The organism is Actinoplanes sp. NPDC049265, assembly GCF_043197135.1.
In the GTDB taxonomy this organism is placed as follows: Bacteria; Actinomycetota; Actinomycetes; order Mycobacteriales; family Micromonosporaceae; genus Actinoplanes.
In genome coordinates this window covers 292,711-312,525 of sequence record NZ_JBICSP010000004.1, presented here as the reverse complement: position 1 = coordinate 312,525, position 19,815 = coordinate 292,711, and the positions used below count along the sequence as shown (strand labels likewise).

Sequence of the window (19,815 nt, the reverse complement as noted above, 5' to 3'; positions counted from 1 at the left end):
GAGAACTCTGGTCATGCCGGTATCTCCTGATCGACGGGGATGTGTACGCGGGCGAGGAAGGCGCGGCAGGCGTCGACGTCGAGTTCGTCGCAGCGCCAGGCGACGTAGCCGTCCGGGCGGATCACGTACAGCGCCTGGGACTCGTTGCCGCGCAGGCCGTACGCGTCGAAGACCTCGGCCGAATCGACCAGCTCGACCCGCTCGTCGCTGCGGCAGACGACCCGGGCGACCAGGTGGAACGAGGTGCCCGCGAGCCCGGCGGCCAGGTCGCTGATGGTGGCGTCGTCCAGCGGCTTGCGTGACAGCGCGACGACGTGCAGGCGGTAGCCGGACAGCAGGTCGAACATCTGCCGGCCGGTGCGGATCCGGGCGTCGGGGGCCCGCTGCCCGGCCCACGGCCCGCGCAGCGAGTGCAGCAGATCGTTGACGACGTACGGGCCGGTCCGGTAGGCCAGGCCGATCTGTGACAGGCGGCGGAACGCCTTGCGGTGTGGCAGTGGCATGACCGACGCCCGCCGCACCAGGAACGGGCCGATCCGGTCGCGCAGCCGGGCCCGCCAGCCGTGCAGGCCGGCCGCGACGGTGAAGAGCCGGTCGGTGAACCGCAGCAGCTCGACACCGACCGGGTGCCGCTCGTCGTGGTAGCTCTCCAGCAACGCGTCGCCGGCGCCGGCGTGCAGTGCGGCGGCCAGCTTCCAGGCCAGGTTGGCCGCGTCCTGCAGGCCGGTGTTCATGCCCTGCCCGCCGGCCGGGGAGTGGATGTGCGCGGCGTCGCCGACCAGGAAACCTCGGCCGACCCGATAGCGGGCGGCCTGCCGCAGATGCGCCTGGTAACGCGTGGTCCACACCGGATCGGTGAGCGTGACCGGCACGGCCGTCGCCGCCCGCAGCTCGGTCTGCAACTCGTCCAGGGTCAGGGGCCCGGTGCCGTCGCCCGGATCGTTGGTCATCACCCGCGAACGGTTGGTCCCGTCCAGCGGCAGGAACAGGCCGATCCGGTCGCCGGCCATGAAGATGCGGAAGCTGGTGTGGTCGAACGGCCACTCGACCCGGCAGTCGGCGAGCAGGAAGCGCTGGGCGTACCCATCGCCTTGGAAATCGAGGCCGAGTTGCTTGCGGACCGTGCTGTGCGCGCCGTCCGCCCCGACGATGTAGCGGCAGGTCAGATCGCCGGAGTTCAGGCGTACCCGGACATGATCTTGATCTTGGGTGAAGGACTCCAGCCGGGTGCCGCGCTCGACGCTCAGCCCATGCCGGGCCAGGTCGGCCAGCAGGATCTGCTCCACCTCGCTCTGCGGAGCCATGAGAATGAACTGGTACGGCGTGTCCGCGGCGTGGGCCCGATCGAAGTCGAGCCCGCCGGCGGGCCGTCCGCGGAAGTGGAACAGGATGCCGGTGTCGATCACGCCGTGCGCCAGCAACTCGTCGGCCAGTCCCAGTGAGCGGAACAGCTCGATGGTCCGCGCCTGCACCGCGAACGCCCGCGACTCGGTCGACGGCCCGGCGCCGGCGTCGATGACGCGGACCGCCACCCCCTGCCGCACCAGCAGCGCGGCCGTCATCAGCCCGCTCGGTCCGGCGCCGACGACCAGAACCTCGCCGTCCTGACGCGGACCGGTGGCCACCAGCGGGGCCGGGTGCCGGACATGCAGGCGGGGGAGCGGCCGGCCCCTCAGCCGCGCCCACGCCCGCCGGCCGAACGCCAGTGTCACCGTGATCAGCGCCAGGACGACGAGGCCCATGGGATCACCCGGCCGCGGTGGGCAGAGTGCTGACCATCCGGAGGAACTGCTGCCGCAGAGGCCCCTCGACGTGCGGTTGCATGCTCCGGATGAAATCTTGGGTGTACGGCTGCGCGACGTGCCGTTCGAGATCCTTCTTCGAGCGGAACATCTCGTAGATGACGAACGTCCGCCGGTCGGCGCGGTCGCGGTGCACGTGGAACTCGATCGCGCCCTCCTCGGCGCGCAATGGCTCCACCAGCGCCAGGATCAGCGCCTCGACCTCGTCCTCGTGACCAGGCTTGGCAACGGCAAAACCGAGGTGGGTGTACGGGCCGGTCTCGTCCGGATCGGGCTCGGGAAACTGAGGTCGCTCCATCGCCACAGTGTTGTGCGCGTCGCCGCCCCGGCAGAACGACCAGTCCCACTGAGCGGTACTCCGTCAGTAGCGGAAGGCCCCGACCAGCGCCCGCAACTCGTCCGAGGCACGGCTCAGCGTCTCGGCCGTGGCGCTCGTGCTCGCCGCCGCCGTCGTGGTGCGCTGGGCGGTGCCGGCCACCCCGCCGATGCTGGCCGCGATCTCGCCCGCACCGACCGCGGTCTCGCCCACGTTGCGGCTCAGCTCGCCGGTCGTCGCGGTCTGCTCCTCGATCGCCGACGCGATGGTCAGCTGCGCGCTGTTGATCTCGCTGACCACCTCGGTGATCTGGCCGATCGCGCGGACCGCCTCCTCGCTGCCGGCCCGGATCGCCTCCACCTGCCGGGCGATCGACTCGGTGGCCGACGCCGTCTGCTGGGCCAGGTCCTTCACCTCGCCGGCGACCACCGCGAAGCCCTTGCCGGCCTCACCGGCCCGGGCCGCCTCGATGGTCGCGTTGAGGGCCAGCAGGTTGGTCTGCGCGGCGATCGCGGTGATCAGCTGCACCACCGACTGGATCTCGTCCGAGGCGGTGCCCAGGCGGCCGATCGTCTCGCCCGCCGCCGCCGACGCCCGTACGCTGCTCTCCACCGTCTCGGACGCCTGCCCGGCACTGCGGGCGATCTCGCCGATGGAGGCGTTCATCTGCTCGGCCGCCGCGGCCATCGTCGACACGATCGCCGAGACCTCCTCGGCGCTGCTGCTGACCACGCCGGCCTGGACGCTGGTCTGCTCGGCGCCGTCGGCCAGATCGGCGCTGACCGTACGCAACTGGTCGGCCGCCGTGGCCACTTCGTCGGCCCGCGCGCCCACGTCCGCGACCAGCTTCTGCATCCGGTCGGCGAACCGGTTGAACCCCGAACCGGCGTCGGCCACCTCGTCCCGGCCATGGTCGTCGATCCGTTGGGTGAGGTCGCCGTCGCCGTCGGCGATCTCGGCCAGCCGCCGGTTCAGCGCACCCAGCGGGCGGACGATCGACCGCGCCAGCAGCACGGCCAGCGCCACCCCGACCAGCAGCGCGGCCGCACCGGCGACCAGGATGATCGTGATCGATTGGCTGGCCGCGGCGTCGGCGTCGGCCACCGCCGCCTCGGCCTCGGAGTCGATCGCGCCCACAAGCTTGTCGATGTCCTGGGCGATGGTGTTGAACAGCGTGATCTCGTCGCCCATGACCAGGTCACTGGCGGCTTTGGTGCCGGTCGCGGTGCCCGCCCGGTAGCCGTTGGCGATCTGCTGGTCCAAGGTCATGAACCGGTCGAAATCGGCGAGGGCGGAGGCGAGGGTCTTCCGTTCGGCGTCGGTGAGCCGGCCGGCCTTGTCCAGGTCGGCGAGCTCGGCCCGGAAGGCGTCGGCCGAGGCGAGGAACGATTTGCGGCTGGCGCCGGTGTCGGCGGCGGCTCCCTCGACACCGCGTACGGCGTCGAAGGCGTACGCCGTCTGCCAGCCGTTGAAGTCGGCCGCCCGGAACTTGACCTGCCCGGCCAGCCGGGTCGTCTCCCGATAGTCACCCACCGTCGCGGTGGCCTGCCGGAGCGAGGAGATCGCCACGATCCCGACCACCGCGATGCCACCGAGCAGCACCAGCAGGATGAGCATGGTGGCACTGAGACGAGCGCTGATCCGAAACCTTCGCACGCACCGATTGTGCCGAATTAACCCGCTCTTAACCGGCGAACCAGCCGCTACGGCGCCACCTTGCGGTCGAGTGCGACGAATCGCAGGCCTCGCGCCTGAAGCGCCGGAATGACCTGTTTGAGCGCCGTGTACGTCTGTGAGCGGTCGCCGCCGCCGTCGTGACAGAGCAGGATCTGGCCTGGCTTGGCCGCGGTCAGCCGGTGCACGATGTGCGGGACGCCCGGTTTCGACCAGTCCCGCGGGTCGTCGCTCCAGTCCAGCGAGACCAGCCCCTGCCCCGCTGCCGCGCCGAGCAGGGACGGCGACCAGTCACCACCGGGCGACCGGAACAGCTGCGGCACCAGTCCCGTGGTGTCGTGGATCTTCTCTTGGGCCCGGATCATCTCCCGGCGCATCGGCCGGCTCGCGGCGCGGCCCAGGTGGGTGGGGTGACTCCAGGTGTGATTGGCCAGGTGGTGGCCGTCGCGAGCCACGTCCCGGGCGGTCGACTCGTGGCCCAGCACCTGGTTGCCGATCATGCAGAACAGCGCCGGCACGTGGTATTTGTGCAGCAGCCGCAGGATCTTCGGCGTCCACACCGGGTGTGGCCCGTCGTCGATGGTCAGCGCGATCGCGTCGGCCGGGAAGGCCGGCCCGCCGACCAGGCGGCGGTAGTCGCCGAGCGTCTTGACCGGCTTCTTGGGCGTCGCCACCACCGGCGGTTTCCGCGGCTTGGCCGGGCGGTGCGAGGGTTTGGGCGGGGCACTCGGGCGCGGTGTGACAACCGCCCGGGCCTGTTGCTCCGACGTCGACGCGGCCGATGCCGACCCGCCCAGCGCGAACGCGCCGACCGCCACCGCTCCGGCTCCGATCAGCCGCCGCCGCGTCAAAGGCGACATCTCGGACAGTTTCGACAACCGGGTGAGCCGCGCGACCTCCTCGATTCCCACGACGAGGCAAGGTATCAAGCAGGATCAAATCCCCCGAACCGAATACCGATTTCTGTGACTTCCGCTTCCTTGCCTGAAGCGTAACTTGGTGGTTACGCTTTCCGGGTGGACGAGGTGGCGGCGGCGATCGCCGACCCGGTGCGGCGGGACATCCTGGTGATGTTGCGGGCCGGGCGGCTGGCCGCCGGCGTGATCGCCGACCGGTTTCCGATCAGTCGGCCCGCGGTCAGCCGGCACCTGCGGGTGCTGCGGGCCAGCGGCCTGGTCCGTGACACGCTCGTCGGCCGGCAGCGGCTCTACGAGCTGGACGCGAGCCGCTTCGCGGGGCTGATCGCGTGGCTCGGCCAGTTCGACCCGGCCGCCGGCTGGGAGCACCGCCTCGACGCGCTGGAGACCGAGGTCTACCGCACCCGCCGCGAGCGCCGGGAAAGCCCCGCAGTCGGGCACCCAGCGGCCGAGCAACCCGCAGTGGAGCACCCGGCGGCCGGGCACCCCGCGGCCGAGCATCCGGCAGTCGGGCACCCGGCGGCCGAGATCCATCGCAGCCGCCGCGAGCGCCGGGAGGGCGGCGCGGCCGATCAACGACAGGAGCGCACCGCATGACCAACCCACCCGTCGGCCGGCTCTTCCCGACCGCGACCGGACACGACCTCACCCTGACCCGCACCTTCCGGGCCCCGATCGAGGACGTCTGGGCCAGCGTGACCGAGCCCGGCCGCACCGCGCGCTGGTTCGGCCCCTGGGAGGGTGACGCGGGCCCGGGCCGCACGATCAAGGTCCAGATGGCGTACGAGGAACAGACCCCCTGGTTCGACATGACCATCGACGCCTGCGAACCGCCGCGCCGCCTGGCCCTGTCGACCAGCCCGGATTCCGGCGGCTGGCGCGTCGAGTTGCTGCTCGCCGAGACCGATGGTCGCACCGAGCTGCGGTTCGTCCACCACCTCGACGACACCGACCAGCTCGGCGAGGTCGGCCCGGGCTGGGAGTATTACCTCGACCTGCTCGTGGCCGCCCGCGACGACCGGCCCGGGTCCAGCTTCGACGACTACTATCCGTCGATGAAGGCCTACTACGAGGGGCTGATCGGCTGACGCCGGCGCAGGTCGGCGGTGACGTTGCCGGCCCGCTCGACCAGCTCGTCGATCCACGTGGTCGACTCGGGCACCACGTGGATGCCCTCCTCGAGGACCCACCGCAACGCTCGCAGGGTCCAGGCCACGCCGCCCAGCGCGAGCTGCCACTCCAGGTCCACGGTCGACGGCGCCTCGTCCGCGTACGCCGCGACGATGTCACCGACCGGCCCACCGGCCAGGCCCGCGTCCCGGATCAGGCCGTACAGATCGCCGAGGTGGGAGCCGACCTGCGCGGCCGACCAGTCGACGGCGACCGGGCCGGTGCCGCCCAGCACGATGTTCTTGGCCTCGAAGTCGCCATGGATGATCGTCTCGGGCACGGTCCGGGTGAGCCGCTCGAAACTCGGCGCCAGCAGCGGCTCGCACGCGTCCAGCGCCCCGGCCAGGTCCGGCCGCACCGCCGCGAGCGCATCCGCCGCCCGGGCCCGCGTCCCGACGATCTCGGCCAGACCGAACCGGAACCGGGCGGCCGTGCCCAACCGGTCCTGGGCGGCCGTGCCCGACCGGTCCTGGGCGGCCGTGCCCGACCGGTCCTGGGCGGCCGTGCCCAACCGGCTCTGCGCCGCCGTCCGCAGCCGGGCGAGCAGCCGCGCCGCCGCGATCCAGCCCTCCGCCGACGGCCGCTCGGCCAGTGAGTGCGGCCCGACGTCGACGAAGCCGAGCACGACGAAACCGTCGCCCCGATGCGCCGCCGTCAGCCGGGGCGCGTCGATCGCGTACGGGATCAGCAGTTCCTCGTACACGTCGAGCGCCAGCGCCTCATCACCGGCGCCGCGCTTGACGATCGAGCTTGACCCGTCGGCCCAGCGAATCCGCCAGGTCTCGCTGATCCCCCAGTGGCGCAGCTTGTCGCCACCGGCGGCGACGCGCCCCTCGGACACCAGCGGCAGCCACGCGGGAAGGTGATGATCCGACACCGGCCGAAGCATAGGCGGCCGGCGCGTCAGTCGGTCGGCAAGGTCGTGGGCCGGTCCCGTCTAGCGGGGCGAGGCCGGTTCGGGGCGGCCGAGGTGGAAGCCCTGGCCGAACTGGTAGCCGAGGCCGGCGAGCAGGTACTGCTGGGCCTCGGACTCGATGCCCTCGGCGATGACCGTCACGTCCAGGCGGCGGAACAGGCCGAGCAGGTGCCGCAGCAGGGCCGGGGCGGCGTCGTTACCGGCGGCGGCGTCCTGGGTGAAACGGCGGTCCAGTTTGACGCAGGTGATCGGCAGGCGGGTCAGGGCGGACAGGTTGGCGAAGCCGGTGCCGAAGTCGTCCAGGGCCAGGCGGACGCCGAGCCGGGACAGGTCCCGCAGGACGTGCCGGTAGCGTTCGACCGCCGCGCTCTCGGTGATCTCCAGCTGGAGGCCGATGGCGGGCAGGCCGGTGGACTGCAGGACGGACGCGACGGTGGCGGGCAGGGCCGGGTCGGCGAGCTGGTACGGCGACACGTTGACGCTCATCAGCAACGGGCGACCGGCCTCGCGCCACGCCACGGCCTGACGGCACGCCTGGGTCAGGATGTCCGCGCCCAGCCGGTGGATGAGGCCGTTCTGCTCGGCCGGCGCGATGAACTCCGACGGCGGCCGCCGACCCCAGCGGGCCAGGGCCTCGACGCCGATGACGCGGCCGGTGCCCAGGTCGGCGATCGGCTGGTAGTGGCAGGTGATCTCGCCACGGTCCAGGGCGGCCGGCAGCGCCGCGGCGGCGGTGCGCCGGCGGACGTCGGCGGCGGCCCGGTCCGGTTCGAACACGGCCCGGTCGAGGCCGTCCTGCCGGGCCCAGCGCAGGGCGTGGCGGGCGTCGCGGATCCAGCGGTGCGGGTCGGTGCCGGCCGCCCGGCCCTCGACCAGCCCGTCGACCGTCGGCGGGGCGCCGATCGCCTGGCGGGCCTGGTCGGCCGCCTTGATCAGGTCGTCCGGGGAGCTGGTGGTGATGACCACGGCGAACAGGTCGTCGCCCAGATGCGCGGCGAAGAAGCCTTGCTCGGCGGCCAGCCCGCGGATCCGGGCGCCGATGCCGGCCAGCAGGTCGTCGAGGGCGTCGCCGTGCTCGTCGGAGAGCCGGCCGAAGTCGCCGATGCTGAGCAGGCCGACGCCCAGCCGGGTGTCGGTCGCGGCCGTCGCGATGCGTTCGCCCAGGTGGGCGTAGAGGTGGGTGCGGTTCGGGAGATGCGAGTACGGGTCGTGCAGCTGCCGGTGCTCCTGCTGCCGGGCGAACACCCGCCGCCAGTGCACCTTCTCGGCCCGGTTCAGGGTTTCCGCCGCCTGGACGGCCGCGGTGCGCTGGGCGTTGCTGGCGCCGGCGGTGAGCTGCCCGAGGACGCCGGGAATCCGGTCGCGGGCGATGGCGTCGCCGGCCAGCACCGGCAGTTCCTCGGCGAGCACCGTGACCGTGGCGCCGATCACGGCCGGGGAGCTCATTCTCAATTCGACGAGGTGTACGCCGGCCGCGTACCCGGCCGCAGGATCGGGATCGGCCGCGTGCAGGGCGGCCAGCAGCTCACCCAGCAGCCGCTCGAGGGCGGCGCGGGTGCGGGCCCGGCCCATGGGCAGGAAGCCCACAGCGGCGACCGCGGCGGTCCACCGGCGGGCGGTCTCCTGCAGGGCCATCGTGGCTGTCCCTTCGCTCAACGCGAGGAACATCCGACCATGGTGGACAACCGTCGGCCACCGGACAGTCGACGGCCCGCCGCCAAGATCGACGCGGAGTAGCCGCTGGCCGACGCCCAGTTTCCGGGCGTGGCGAGCGTGGCTGTTTGGGCACCATGCGTTGAATGCGGCGCCTCGAACGAGTGACTTCGTCAGCGCCGGCGGCCCGCTGCGGTCAGCGTCGGCGGCCTACCGCGGTCGGGGTCGGCGGCCCGCTGCGGTCAGCGTCGGCGACCCACCGCGGCCAAGGCCGACGGCGCCGGCGGATCGTCGGCGTCCTCCGGATCGGGGAACCAGTCGGTCACGGCGGCCACACCCGGGCCGAGGATCTCGAAGGCCGCGCCGAACAGGGCGGCGACCTCGTCGGCGGAGCGTACGGTGACCGGGGTCGGGGTGCTCTCGTACAACCTGACCGCCCGCGCCTGCTCGGCCCGGCCCTCCGGCGTCGGATCCGGCCCCAGATGTGACAGCGCCAGATAGCTGCCCCTGACCAGGGCATCGCCGATCGTCGCGACGATCTCGGCCGGTTGCGCGGCGTCCGGCACGAAATGCCAGACCGCGACCGTGAGCACGGCGACCGGGCGCCCGAAGTCCAGCAGCTCCAGCACCTCCGGGTGGAACAGGATCGACTCCGGCCGGCGCAGGTCGCCCTCGATCACCCCGGCCCGCGGGTCGCCCCGGAGCAGGCTGCGGCTCTGCTCGACGGCGATCGGGTCGATGTCGACGTACATCACCCGCGCCTCCGGGTTCGCCTCCTGGGCCACCGCGTGCACGTTGCCGATGGTCGGGATGCCCGAGCCGATGTCCAGGAACTGGTCGACCCCGGCGCCGGCCAGCCATCGGACCACCCGGCCGAGGTACGCCCGGTTGGCCCGCGCCAGCAGCTCGGCGCTGGGCATGAGCTTCTTGGCGCGTTCCCAGAACTCCCGGTCGACCTCGAAGTGATGGTCGCCGCCGAGCGCGTAGTCGTAGATCCGTGCCGCGTGCGGCACGGTGATGTCCACGCTGCCCGGTACCCAGTCCGGTTTCGGTGTCATCGTCCGATCATCCTATGTGTCCGTTACCTTCGTCGATCACTATAGTCACACGACTATCCCCGCCCGGGACCCGGGCATGCCCGCTCCCGCCCTCGCCGGGCCTGATCGTCAGGCGGCCTGGCTGCTCGAGTCCTCGGGCCAGTGCGGGTGGTCGGGCGGCGACCGGGTTTGCGTCCTCGGGCCAGTGCGGGTTGCCAGGCGGCGACCGGGCCTGCGCCCTTGTGCGGGGTCAGGGGCAGGTCGCCAGGCGGCCGGGCTGCCCGCTCGTTGTGACCGCCGCCCCCCACGCGCCGTCGCGACGAAACAGTGGTAGCCCCGAGCGGTATCCGTGCCGCGCATACCGCCCGCGCCTACTACTGCTCCGATCAGTGGTAGTCCCGCGCGGTGTCGAGGCTGCGGATGCCGCGCGGGTCTACCACTGGTTCGGTCGGTGGTAGACCTGGGTGGTGTCGAGGCCGCGTGGGCCTGTCAGGACTTTGGTTGGTGGCCGAGGGTCTTGATGCGGCGGTTGGAGATGATCGCCTCGGTGGTGGCCGGGGTGTCGACGGCCACGCGGATCATGGCTCGGGCCAAGGTGTCCACGCCGAGGGAGAGGGGGCCGTAGAGGGCGTGGGTCAGGCGGCCGGCGGAGGTGGGGAGGACCTTGGCCGGGCGGAAGCTGTGGACGCTGAGGTCGGGGCGCCGGGTGGCTAGTTGGCGCAGCTCGTTCTCGGCGCGGCCCTTCACGGTGGGCCCGCCGCCCCACGCGCTCAGGTAACAGAAGCGGAAGGGGCGCTCGGGAAGGGACGCTACGAACGCCGTCGGGTAGGCGACGGTCAGCTGCTCGTGCCCGGCCTTGTCGCCGTCGGGGGCGGAGCGGCTGCCCATTGCCCAGAGGCACGCGTCGTTCGCGGCCAGCAGGTCGGAGTCGTAGCTGGTGAAGTCGTCGACGACGATCGACTCGACCTTGGCCGACGTGGGCGGGATCGGGCGCCGGGTCAGGCAGGTCACGCGGCCCACGTCCGGGCGCTCGATCAGCTGCCGCAGGATCTCGCCGCCGATGAAGCCGGTCGCGCCGGTCAGGATCACATTGATCGTCACGGCTACAGGATGCCGGGTGGGGTTGGGCGCGGAGCGGCCGGAGGGTGACCACGCACGGACGTGGAGCGGAGCGACCTCGGCGGGAGCTGCGGTCCGCACCACCCATCCAGCTGCGAAATCTTGATCTTGAAGTTGCGCTTCTCGGGGCTGCTACTCACGAGTAGCCTGGCGTCTGGCGGGGTATGTAGCCGTCCTCCGAGCGAGGAGGTAAGCGTGACCACGACGCAGCCGAACCAGGCCCAGGTCTCCGAGAAGCAGGCCCGGCAGGTGGCCGAGGCCGCCCGCGAGGCCGAGTGGCGCAAGCCCAGCTTCGGCAAGGAACTCTTCCTCGGCCGCTTCCGGCTCGACCTGATCGACCCCTGGCCGTCCGCCCCGCCCAGCGACGAGGCCGACGACTTCCTCGGCCGGCTGGGTGCCTACGCCCGCACCGAGATCGACGGTGCGCGGATCGAGCGCGACGCCCGCATCCCGGATGAGGTCTTCCGCGGGCTGGCGGGGCTCGGCGCCTTCGGCATGAAGATCGACAAGCGGTACGGCGGGCTCGGCCTGTCCAATCTGCACTACTGCAAGGCACTGACTCTGGTCGGGTCGGCCAACCCGTCGATCGGCGCGTTGCTGTCGGCGCACCAGTCGATCGGCGTGCCGCAGCCGCTCAAGATCTTCGGCAGCCCGGAGCAGAAGGAGAAGTTCCTGCCCCGGCTCGCGGGCGGCGAGGTGTCCGCGTTCCTGCTCACCGAGCCCGACGTCGGCTCCGACCCGGCCCGGCTGGGCACCATCGCCGAGCCGGTCGAGGGCGGCTTCAAGCTCAACGGGGTCAAGCTCTGGGCGACCAACGGCACCGTGGCCACGCTGCTGGTCGTCATGGCCCGGGTGCCGGACAAGGGGATCACCGCGTTCGTGGTCGAGGGGGACGCCGAGGGCATCACCGTCGAGCGGCGCAACGAGTTCCTCGGCCTGCGTGGGCTGGAAAACAGTGTGACCCGCTTCCACGACGTGTTCGTGCCGGCCGAGAATGTGATCGGCGGGCTCGGCAAGGGGTTGAAGATCGCGCTGACCACGCTGAACACGGGGCGGCTGTCGCTGCCCGCGATGTGTGTCGGTGCGGGCAAGTGGTCGCTGAACGTCGCCCGGGAGTGGTCGGCCGATCGGGTCCAATGGGGACGGCCGGTCGGTCAGCACGAGGCGGTGGCCAAGAAGCTGTCGTTCATCGCGGCGACCACCTATGCCATGGAGTCCATGCTCGATCTCTGCTGTCTGATCGCCGACGACGACAGCAACGACATCCGGATCGAGGCCGCCCTGGTCAAGCTGTTCGCCAGCGAGATGGCCTGGCTGGTCGGGGACGAGCTGGTGCAGATCCGGGGCGGGCGCGGGTTCGAGAAGGCGGACTCGCTGGCGGCCCGGGGCGAGCGGGCCGCGGAGGCCGAGCAGATGCTGCGCGACCTGCGGATCAACCGGATCTTCGAGGGTTCCACCGAGATCATGCACCTGCTCATCGCCCGGGAGGCGGTGGACGCGCACCTGTCGGTGGCCGGTGACATCATCGACCCGGACGCCGACCTCGGTCGCAAGGCCCGCGCGGGGGCGCGAGCCGGTGCGTTCTACGCCAAATGGTTGCCCACGCTGGCGGTGGGTCGCGGTCAGATCCCCGGTGGGTACGCCGAATTCGGGCCCCTGGCGGCCCATCTGCGGTATGTCGAGCGTGCCGCCCGCAAGCAGGCCCGGTCGACCTTCTACGCGATGTCCCGGTGGCAGGGCAAGATGGAGCGCAAGCAGGGCTTCCTCGGGCGCATCGTGGACATCGGGGCCGAGCTGTTCGCGATGTCGGCGGTCTGTGTCCGCGCCCGCGCCGAACGCGACCCGCACCCGGAGGGCCTGGAACTGGCCGACGCGTTCTGCCGCCAGTCCCGGTTGCGGGTCGAGGCGCTGTTCGCCGGCCTGTGGGACAACACCGACGCGGTCGACGTCAAGGTGGCCGAGCGGGTCATGGGTGGCCGCTACACGTTCCTCGAGGAGGGCATCGTCACGCACTCCGGCGACGAGGCGTGGGTCGCCGCCTGGCAGCCGGGGCCGGCCACGGTTCCGGACGTGCGCCGCCGCATCCCTCCGGCCGCCGGCCCGGCCGATTAGATCGTGTCGGTGACGCGGCGGGCGATCTCCCGCAGCTGACGTTGCTGGGGGCGGGTCAGCGGGTCGAAGACGTGCCGGCGGACGGAGGTGACGTGGCCGGGCGCGCTGGCCACCATCTTGGCGTGGCCCTCGTCGGTGAGGATGCCGAGGGTGGCGCGGCCGTCGTTCGGGTCGGGCCGGCGCCGCACCCAGCCGCGTTTTTCGAGGCGGCTCACCGCCTGTGACAGCCGGGGGAGGGTGCCCTCGGCCCGGGCGGCGACGTCGCTGAGCCGCATCGTGCGGTCGGGTGCGTCGGAGAGTGCGGCCATCACCAGGTATTCGAACAGGCTGATGCCGGCGTCGCGCTGCAGCTGGGTGTCGAGGGTGGCGGGCAGGCGGAGCAGGGCCTTGATCAGGGCCAGCCACGTCTCGCGCTCGTCCGGGTCGAGCCAGGGCGGCTCCGGGTCGTGTTCCATGGGGTCCATCATACTTGCACGGTGAAGTGATGTGCATCACTATTTACTTGCGCGCTTAATCAATTCGTTTCTACCGTTTGATTAATCGTTGAACTATTTGAGGAGCGAACGTGCGCGCACTGCATGTCCCGGCCGCCGGTGAGAGCCCGCGGATCGGCGACCTTGAAATCCCGGCCGTGACCGAGGGGACCGTGCTGATCCGGGTCCTCGCGGCCGGTCTCAACCCCCTCGACAACGCCATCGCCGCCGGCGCGCTCGCGGCCCTCATGCCGCACGCGTACCCGCTGGTGCTGGGCCGGGACGCCGCCGGGGTGGTGGAGGCCGTCGGCGCCGGGGTCGACCACGTCAAGCCCGGCGACGAGGTGCTCGGTCACGTCACGCTGACACCGCCGATCCAGGCCGGGACGCTGGCCGAGTACGCGCTGCTGCCGGCCGTCGCCGTCACCCCCAAGCCCGCCACCCTCGACTTCGTCCAGGCGGCCGCCCTGCCCCTGGCCGCCGCGGCCGCCGCGCAGGCGGTCGACGCCATCGACGCCCGGCCCGGCCAGACCGTGCTGGTCAGCGGCGCGTCCGGCGGCATCGGCTCGTTCGCCGTCCAGCTGCTCGCCGCCCGCGGTGCCACGGTCGTCGCCACCGGCCGTGACGCCGGGCGGCTGACCCGGCTCGGTGCGACCACCGTGGTCGACCGGGCCGCCGGGCCGGTCGACGAGCAGGTGCTGGCCGCGTACCCCGGCGGTGTCGACGCCCTGGTCACCCTGTTCGGCCGGGCCGAGGCCGACGTGCCGCTGGCCGCCGTCCGCCGTGGCGGCAAGGTGTCCACGCTGGCCCAGGTGCCCAGCGGCGACGCCGGAACGGCCGCCGGGATAACCGTCACCAAGATCATGACCAAGGCGGTCGGCACGGTCACCGGGCCGCTGGCCGAGCAGGCCGCCGCGGGCACGCTGACCGTCGACGTCGGAGCGGTGCTGCCTCTCGACCAGGCCCTCGACGGACTCGCCGCGATCGCCGCCGGGCGGGCCCAGGGCAAGACCGTCGTCACGCTCGACCGCTGAACGGGGGCCGCCACATGATCGAGCTCGAGAGCCGGTTGCCGGTCGTCCTCGCCGATCTGCGCCGAGCCGTCGACGACGTGATCCTCAGACACCAGATCACCCTGGACGAGCTGCGGGCCACGACCGGATGGCTGCGGAAGGTCGCCGACGCCGACGAGATCCCGGCGCTGGCCATCTTCTTCTACAAGGCCGTCCTCCGGGCCACCGACGGCGCCACGTACGCCCACCCGGAGAAGGACGGTGCGAGCCCCTGGGAGATGCGGGGCTCCGCCCACCTTCCGGGCGCCCCGGTGCTGGACACGCCGGCGGTGTTGCCGATGCGCCCGGACGAGCCGGGGGAGCCGCTGATCGTGTCCGGTGCCGTTCGCACCACCGGCGGCGATCCGGTGCCCGGCGCCGCCCTGGACCTGTGGCAGATCGACGCCGACAACGTCTACGCCGGGCTCGACAGCAGCGACTTCGGGCTGCCCGGGATCCCCAACGACTCGACCGGCATCCCGCGGTACAACCTGCGGGCCAAGGTCGTCGCCGACGCGGCCGGACGGTACGAGTTCCGGACCGTGATGCCCGGCGTGGAGACGTTCGGGCTGACCCCCGGCGGGCCACTCGACACGCTGGTCCAGGCCGTGCAGCTCCGCGGCCAGCGCCCCCGGCACATCCACGCCATCGTCACCGCCGACGGCTGCCTGCCGCTGACCACGCAGGTCTACTTCGACGGCGACCCACTGGTCGAGGGCACGGTCGAGGGCGCCGTCCCGGCCGCCGCGGTCCGCGGCACCAGCCGCCACGACGACCCGGACGACTACGCCGCCCGGGGGCTCGACCAGCCGTACCGCACCCTGGCGTACGACTTCGTCCTGCGCCCGGCCTAGGGCGAAGCTGACGGATCACCCAGGTGCGAGGCGTGGTCCGGCCACCGCCGGAGCAGCCGAAACGCAGATCAGGCGGTGGCCGGGCGGGCCAGCGGTGTCTCGTCGAGGTGGTCGCGCAGCTCGACCAGCGAGTCGAAGACCCGGATCGCGCCCGCCTCGGTCAGCTCCTCGACCGAGAACCCGCCGGTGCGAACCGCGATCGTCGGCACGTCGAGCTTGCCCGCGGCGACACAGTCCCAGGTCGAGTCGCCGACCATCACCCCGGTGGCGCCGTCCACCCGGGCCAGCGCGTTGCGGACCAGGTCGGGCTCGGGTTTGCTGTGGTCGGCGTCCTCCGAGGTGGTCCACGCGTCGGCCAGCTCCCGGCCACCGATCAGGTCCAGGTACTGCTCGACGTGCGGCTTCTTGCCCGAGCTGGCCAGCACCAGCTTGAACCCGCGGTCCTTGACCTCGGCCAGCAGCTCCCGGGCCCCCTCGAACGGCTGCACCTCGTCGATCAGCCGGTCGAACTCCTCCCGCCAGGCGTCCTCGAGCGCCTCGCCGTGCCGGTCCTGCGCCTCCTGACCGGCCACGGCCGGCACGAGCTGGTCGCCGCCCATCCCGATGGCCCGGTGGATGCGCCACAGCGGCCGGGTGATCCCGAACCGCCGGAACGCCCGGAACCAGGCCACGGCGTGGTGGTAGTTGGTGTCGATCAGCGTGCCGTCGACGTCGAAGATCGCGGTATCGGCCACGCCCCCGGCGTACCCCATCGGCGGTCTTTCTAACGCGTTCAGTAGACGATCCGGCCGTGGCGGTTGTGGAACTCCGCGGTCGGGCCGTCCGGGCCGATCAGGGCGAGCGCGACAGTGGCGTCGGTGCCCTCGGTGACGGTCTGGTGCCCTTGGTGCCCGTTGAGGTCGGTGGCCGTGTAGCCCGGATCGGAGGCGTTGACCCGCATCCCGGGCAGGTTCTTGGCGTACTGGATGGTCAACCCGAGCACAGCGGCCTTCGAGCTGGAGTACGGCACCAGGTACGCGGTGTAGGAGTCGTCCCGCGGGTCCAGCAGCGCCCGCGGGAAGCCCAGCCCCGAGGCCACGTTCACGATCACCGGGTGCGACGAGCGCCGGAGCAGGGGCAGGGCGGCCTGGGTGACCCGGACAATCCCGTACACGTTGGTCTCGAACGGTATGCGCATCGCCTCGACGTCCAGGTCGTCCAGGGTCCAGGACGGGCCCACGACGGCCGCGTTGTTGATCAGCACGTCGAGCTCGGGCAGTGACGCGATCGCCCGGTCGACGCTGTCCTGATCGGTGACGTCGAGCTGGACCAGGATCGCGCCGAGATCCTTCGCCGCGCCCCCGGAACCCAGGTCACGCATCCCGGCGTAGACGGTGTGACCGGCGTCGATCAGACGGCGGGTGGTTTCCAGACCGAGGCCCTTGTTGGCCCCGGTCACCAGAGTTGTGGTCATGCCGCCAATCTGCGCCGCCGCCGGGCCCGCTGACAGGGAACGTTCGACGGTGGGATCGGCAGTACCACCCGCCGCGCCCGGACCCGAGGCACCATGGGGACATGGACGAGTTCGCGCAGATCCTGCGGGCGTGGCGGGACCGGGTACGCCCGCAGGACGTCGGCCTGCCGCCCGGCCTGAACCGCCGCGCCCCCGGCCTGCGCCGCGAAGAACTGGCCCTGATCGCCGGGGTGAGCGTCGACTACATCGTCCGGCTGGAGCAGGGCCGGGCCCGCAACCCCTCCCCGCAGCTGCTGACCTCGCTGGCCCGCGCGCTGCGGCTGACCGACGCCGAACGCGACCACCTGTTCCGCGTGGCCGGTGCGGCCGTCCCGCCCGCCGGGCACGTGCCGCGGCACGTCACGCCGAGCGCGCAGCGGATGGTCGACCGGTTCCGCAACGCGCCGGTGGCGGTGGCCGTGCACACCGCGATGTACGAGCTGGTGCTGTGGAACCCGCTGTGGGCCGTCCTGTTCGGCGACCCGTCGAGCCAGAGCGGGCTGGAACGCAACGTCGCCTGGCGCTACTTCGCCGGTTCGATCCCGGTGACGCACACGCTCGAGGACGAGGAGGCGTACCGCCGGGACCTGGTCGGCCACCTGCGCAGCGCCCTCGGCCGCTACCCCGACGACCCCGAGCTCCCGAGGCTGATCGACCGCCTGATCAAGGAGTCACCCGACTTCGCGCGGCGCTGGCTGGCGGGCACTGTCGGCGAGCTGCGGACCAGCCGCAAGACGCTGCACACCGACCTGGTCGGGGACATCGTCGTCGACTGTGACACCTTCACCGGCGGCCCGGGCGACCAGACCATCGTGGTGATGACGGCCGTACCGGGCTCGGAGGACGAGCAGAAACTCGACCTGCTGCGCGTGATCGGCCTGCAGAACCTCGAAAACTCAACGCCAACCGCGTAGCACCTCGTCGAGCGAGGCGGGCGCCGGTGGCCGAGGCGGGGCCGGCGGAGTGCGGCTGAACCGCGGGGCCGGGGCCGGCTGCAGGTCGGGACCGACCTGGGTGAAGGTGGCCCGCTCGCGATTGTGCGGGTCGGCCGGGGCCTCGGACGGGGAGAGCACCGGGGTCACGCACGCGTCGCGGGTGGTGAAGACCAAGGTCCAGTCCGCCCGGGTACGCTGCGCGAACCGCTCGGCGAACCGCCGGCGCAGGACCGGCCAGCCCGCGGGATCGTACTGCTCGGGCAGCGGCTCGCCGGCCAGGTCCAGGCCGGCCAGCAACTCGGCGTAGAACGCGGGCTCGATCGCGCCCACGGCCATGAACTCGCCGTCGGCCGTGGCGTACGTGTCATAGAAGGGCGCCCCGCCGTCGAGCAGGTTGCCGCCCCGCCCGCCCGACCACTGACCGGCCGCGATCAGGCCGTGCAGGAACGTGGTCAGCAGCGCCGAACCGTCCACCATCGCGGCGTCGATCACCTGGCCGGCGCCGGAGCGCTCGCGTTCCAGCAGGGCGGCGAGCACGCCCACGGCCAGCAGCAGGCCGCCCCCGGCGAAGTCGGCGAGCAGGTTGAGCGGGGCGTGCGGACGTTCGCCCGGGCGCCCCAGCGGATGCAGGGCGCCGGCCAGGGCCAGGTAGTCGATGTCGTGGCCGGCCCGGTCGGCGAGCGGGCCGGACTGCCCCCAGCCGGTCAGCCGCGCGTACACCAGCCCCGGGTTGCGGCGCAGGCACACGGCCGGACCGAACCCGAGGCGCTCGGCCACCCCCGGGCGATAGCCTTCGACCAGAACGTCGGCCCGCTCGACCAGGCTGAGCAGCCCGGCCGTCCCGGACGGCGACTTGAGGTCGAGGGTGACCACGCGACGGCCGCGGCGCAGCAGGGCCGGCGGCAACGGATCGGGCCGGTCGACCAGCACGACGTCGGCGCCCAGGTCGGCCAGCATCATGCAGCCGAACGGGCCCGGGGCCAGGCCGGCCAGCTCGATCACGCGTACGCCGTTCAGCGGTCCCATGTGCTCAATGCCTCAGCTCGCCGCGCGGTGGTGCCCAACGCTATTGCCGCCAGAAGACCTCGTCCCGTCCAGGTGCGTTGCCGGCCATGAGGAGCTCGTCGAGTGCCTTGACGAGTCGCTGCAGGTCAACGGCTCTTCGCGGGAAACGTCGACTGTTCACAAAGACTATCCTGGCGTGACCGAAACCCGGTTGAGCCAAGCGGGCGAAATCGCTGACGTTTCTGTGACGACCCAACGATTACTTCGAGCGGCCCAGTTCGCGGCCGGCGGTCGGGCGCGTACCTTCGTCGGTCGATGGTTCTCGGCCGGGATGGGGGATGGGCCGTGGTCGAACTCGACGGTGTGCATGTGCGCCGGGCTCCGGCGGGCGACGATTCCGAGCAGATCTACTGGCGGGTCGAGGTCTCGCCGGTCGACGGCGTCGTCAAACGTACGGTTCAGCGCGGCGCCGGCCCTGCGACGCTGGCCGACTGGCCAGGGGACGACACGTCGTGGGAGCCGGAGGCGGTGATCTGGCCGGCCTGGTCGCCGAGCCTCGACCCGGAGGCCGATCGGCGGACCACGCCGCTGCGCGGGGCGAGGGAACACTGGGGTGCGCTGGGCGACCGGCTCCGCGAGTCGGCCAAGTGGATGTCCACTGTGCTGGGCGCCGCCCTGGCCCTGCTGCTCGGCACGTCGCCGCTGGGCGAACTCGGTGAGAAGCCGTTGAACGCCCGGGCGGTCGTGTGGGGCCTGCTCGGTCTGGCCATGTTGCTGTGCACCATGTTTCTGCTGTTGCAGGTCATGCAGCCCAGGGCGGTGTCGTTCGAGGACGTGCAGCGGTCCGGTCGTGGCCCCCTGGCCCGCTGGCGCAGTGTGGTCGAGACGCAGCAGGACCTCTACCTGCCGGACGGCGTCAACGATCTCAACGGGCTGCGCAACGCGATCATCGTCGAGGAGTCGACGCTCGCCGCCCTGGCCTGTGCCGTCCAGCGGGCCAGCGAGGCGGAGAGCCAGGCCGCGGAGGCGGACGACGAGGCGGCGGAGGACAACCACGACGCGGTACGGGCGACCCGGCGCCGTGCCGACCTCGAGCAGGCGCGCAGGACCCGGACGGCGCGGCTGCGGGACCTTCGCGCCGCCGTCGACGAGGTCGCGGCCATCGGTGAGTTCTATTGGCTGCGGCGGCGCGGCCAGTACGCGTGCTACGCCGGGGCGTCCTTCGCGGCCGTGGGTATCGCCTGCATCGTCGCCGCGCTGACAGCACTGCACGGCTGAAACGCAGCGC

Annotated in this window: 19 protein-coding genes; 7 read left to right on the top strand and 12 right to left on the bottom strand. The window is 72.2% G+C overall.

What is annotated here, in order from left to right:
- Positions 1–11: 11 nt before the first annotated feature.
- The 4 genes from ACGFIO_RS13555 to ACGFIO_RS13540 all read right to left on the bottom strand — a co-directional run bounded on the left by ACGFIO_RS13555 (position 12) and on the right by ACGFIO_RS13540 (position 4,703).
- On the bottom strand, positions 12–1,742 hold the full coding sequence (locus ACGFIO_RS13555; RefSeq protein ID WP_392826096.1) for an FAD-dependent monooxygenase: 1,731 nt from the start codon (positions 1,740–1,742) through the stop codon (positions 12–14).
- A gap of 4 nt (positions 1,743–1,746) precedes the next feature.
- Complete coding sequence (locus tag ACGFIO_RS13550) at positions 1,747–2,100, bottom strand: putative quinol monooxygenase (protein ID WP_392826094.1); 354 nt, start codon at positions 2,098–2,100, stop codon at positions 1,747–1,749.
- 63 nt (positions 2,101–2,163) lie between these two features.
- Positions 2,164–3,774: a methyl-accepting chemotaxis protein gene (locus ACGFIO_RS13545; RefSeq protein WP_392826093.1), complete on the bottom strand. Its 1,611-nt coding sequence runs from the start codon at positions 3,772–3,774 to the stop codon at positions 2,164–2,166.
- Between the two features lie 47 nt (positions 3,775–3,821).
- Entirely contained in the window at positions 3,822–4,703 is an 882-nt protein-coding gene (locus tag ACGFIO_RS13540; RefSeq protein ID WP_392826090.1) for a polysaccharide deacetylase family protein, read from the bottom strand.
- Between the two features lie 105 nt (positions 4,704–4,808).
- Here ACGFIO_RS13540 and ACGFIO_RS13535 point away from each other — a divergent pair, with 105 nt between their 5' ends.
- Both ACGFIO_RS13535 and ACGFIO_RS13530 read left to right on the top strand, forming a co-directional pair.
- Complete coding sequence (locus tag ACGFIO_RS13535) at positions 4,809–5,306, top strand: metalloregulator ArsR/SmtB family transcription factor (RefSeq protein ID WP_392826088.1); 498 nt, start codon at positions 4,809–4,811, stop codon at positions 5,304–5,306.
- Positions 5,303–5,797 carry an SRPBCC family protein gene (locus ACGFIO_RS13530; protein WP_392826086.1) on the top strand — a complete coding sequence of 165 codons (495 nt, stop codon included), beginning with the start codon at positions 5,303–5,305 and terminating at the stop codon, positions 5,795–5,797. The genes ACGFIO_RS13535 and ACGFIO_RS13530 overlap by 4 nt, the downstream gene beginning before the upstream one ends.
- Here the strand turns inward: ACGFIO_RS13530 and ACGFIO_RS13525 are convergent.
- The 4 genes from ACGFIO_RS13525 to ACGFIO_RS13510 all read right to left on the bottom strand — a co-directional run bounded on the left by ACGFIO_RS13525 (position 5,776) and on the right by ACGFIO_RS13510 (position 10,586).
- Positions 5,776–6,756, bottom strand: coding sequence for a phosphotransferase (locus ACGFIO_RS13525; protein ID WP_392826084.1), 981 nt, complete (start codon positions 6,754–6,756; stop codon positions 5,776–5,778). The two genes, ACGFIO_RS13530 and ACGFIO_RS13525, sit on opposite strands and share 22 nt — an antisense overlap.
- 60 nt (positions 6,757–6,816) lie before the next feature.
- A complete protein-coding gene (locus tag ACGFIO_RS13520; protein ID WP_392826082.1) occupies positions 6,817–8,463 on the bottom strand; it encodes an EAL domain-containing protein in 1,647 nt (548 codons plus the stop codon).
- Positions 8,464–8,690: 227 nt separating this feature from the next.
- The gene (locus ACGFIO_RS13515; protein ID WP_392826081.1) at positions 8,691–9,506 is read right to left on the bottom strand and encodes an SAM-dependent methyltransferase; all 816 of its coding nucleotides are present in this window, start codon (positions 9,504–9,506) and stop codon (positions 8,691–8,693) included.
- A 468-nt stretch (positions 9,507–9,974) separates the two neighbouring features.
- Complete coding sequence (locus ACGFIO_RS13510) at positions 9,975–10,586, bottom strand: SDR family oxidoreductase (protein ID WP_392826079.1); 612 nt, start codon at positions 10,584–10,586, stop codon at positions 9,975–9,977.
- A 213-nt stretch (positions 10,587–10,799) separates the two neighbouring features.
- On the opposite strand from ACGFIO_RS13510, the gene ACGFIO_RS13505 reads away from it, so the two are divergent.
- Complete coding sequence (locus tag ACGFIO_RS13505; protein WP_392826076.1) at positions 10,800–12,716, top strand: acyl-CoA dehydrogenase family protein; 1,917 nt, start codon at positions 10,800–10,802, stop codon at positions 12,714–12,716.
- On the opposite strand, the gene ACGFIO_RS13500 is transcribed toward ACGFIO_RS13505, so the two are convergent.
- Positions 12,713–13,171 carry a MarR family winged helix-turn-helix transcriptional regulator gene (locus ACGFIO_RS13500; RefSeq protein ID WP_392826074.1) on the bottom strand — a complete coding sequence of 153 codons (459 nt, stop codon included), beginning with the start codon at positions 13,169–13,171 and terminating at the stop codon, positions 12,713–12,715. The genes ACGFIO_RS13505 and ACGFIO_RS13500 overlap by 4 nt on opposite strands.
- A 110-nt stretch (positions 13,172–13,281) precedes the next feature.
- Here ACGFIO_RS13500 and ACGFIO_RS13495 point away from each other — a divergent pair, with 110 nt between their 5' ends.
- On the top strand, positions 13,282–14,223 hold the full coding sequence (locus tag ACGFIO_RS13495) for an NADP-dependent oxidoreductase (protein ID WP_392826072.1): 942 nt from the start codon (positions 13,282–13,284) through the stop codon (positions 14,221–14,223).
- Positions 14,224–14,237: 14 nt separating this feature from the next.
- Positions 14,238–15,095 carry a hypothetical protein gene (locus ACGFIO_RS13490; RefSeq protein ID WP_392826070.1) on the top strand — a complete coding sequence of 286 codons (858 nt, stop codon included), beginning with the start codon at positions 14,238–14,240 and terminating at the stop codon, positions 15,093–15,095.
- Positions 15,096–15,163: 68 nt separating this feature from the next.
- Here ACGFIO_RS13490 and ACGFIO_RS13485 read toward each other — a convergent pair whose 3' ends face one another.
- Complete coding sequence (locus ACGFIO_RS13485) at positions 15,164–15,847, bottom strand: HAD family hydrolase (protein WP_392826068.1); 684 nt, start codon at positions 15,845–15,847, stop codon at positions 15,164–15,166.
- A 20-nt stretch (positions 15,848–15,867) separates the two neighbouring features.
- Complete coding sequence (locus ACGFIO_RS13480) at positions 15,868–16,548, bottom strand: SDR family NAD(P)-dependent oxidoreductase (protein WP_392826066.1); 681 nt, start codon at positions 16,546–16,548, stop codon at positions 15,868–15,870.
- Between the two features lie 101 nt (positions 16,549–16,649).
- Between ACGFIO_RS13480 and ACGFIO_RS13475 the strand changes: the two genes are divergently transcribed.
- Positions 16,650–17,501: a helix-turn-helix transcriptional regulator gene (locus ACGFIO_RS13475; RefSeq protein ID WP_392826064.1), complete on the top strand. Its 852-nt coding sequence runs from the start codon at positions 16,650–16,652 to the stop codon at positions 17,499–17,501.
- Here ACGFIO_RS13475 and ACGFIO_RS13470 read toward each other — a convergent pair.
- Complete coding sequence (locus ACGFIO_RS13470) at positions 17,484–18,548, bottom strand: CaiB/BaiF CoA transferase family protein (RefSeq protein WP_392826062.1); 1,065 nt, start codon at positions 18,546–18,548, stop codon at positions 17,484–17,486. The two genes, ACGFIO_RS13475 and ACGFIO_RS13470, sit on opposite strands and share 18 nt — an antisense overlap.
- A gap of 324 nt (positions 18,549–18,872) precedes the next feature.
- Between ACGFIO_RS13470 and ACGFIO_RS13465 the strand changes: the two genes are divergently transcribed.
- Positions 18,873–19,805 (top strand): hypothetical protein, encoded by a 933-nt coding sequence (locus ACGFIO_RS13465; protein ID WP_392826061.1) that lies wholly within the window; start codon positions 18,873–18,875, stop codon positions 19,803–19,805.
- Positions 19,806–19,815: the final 10 nt, after the last annotated feature.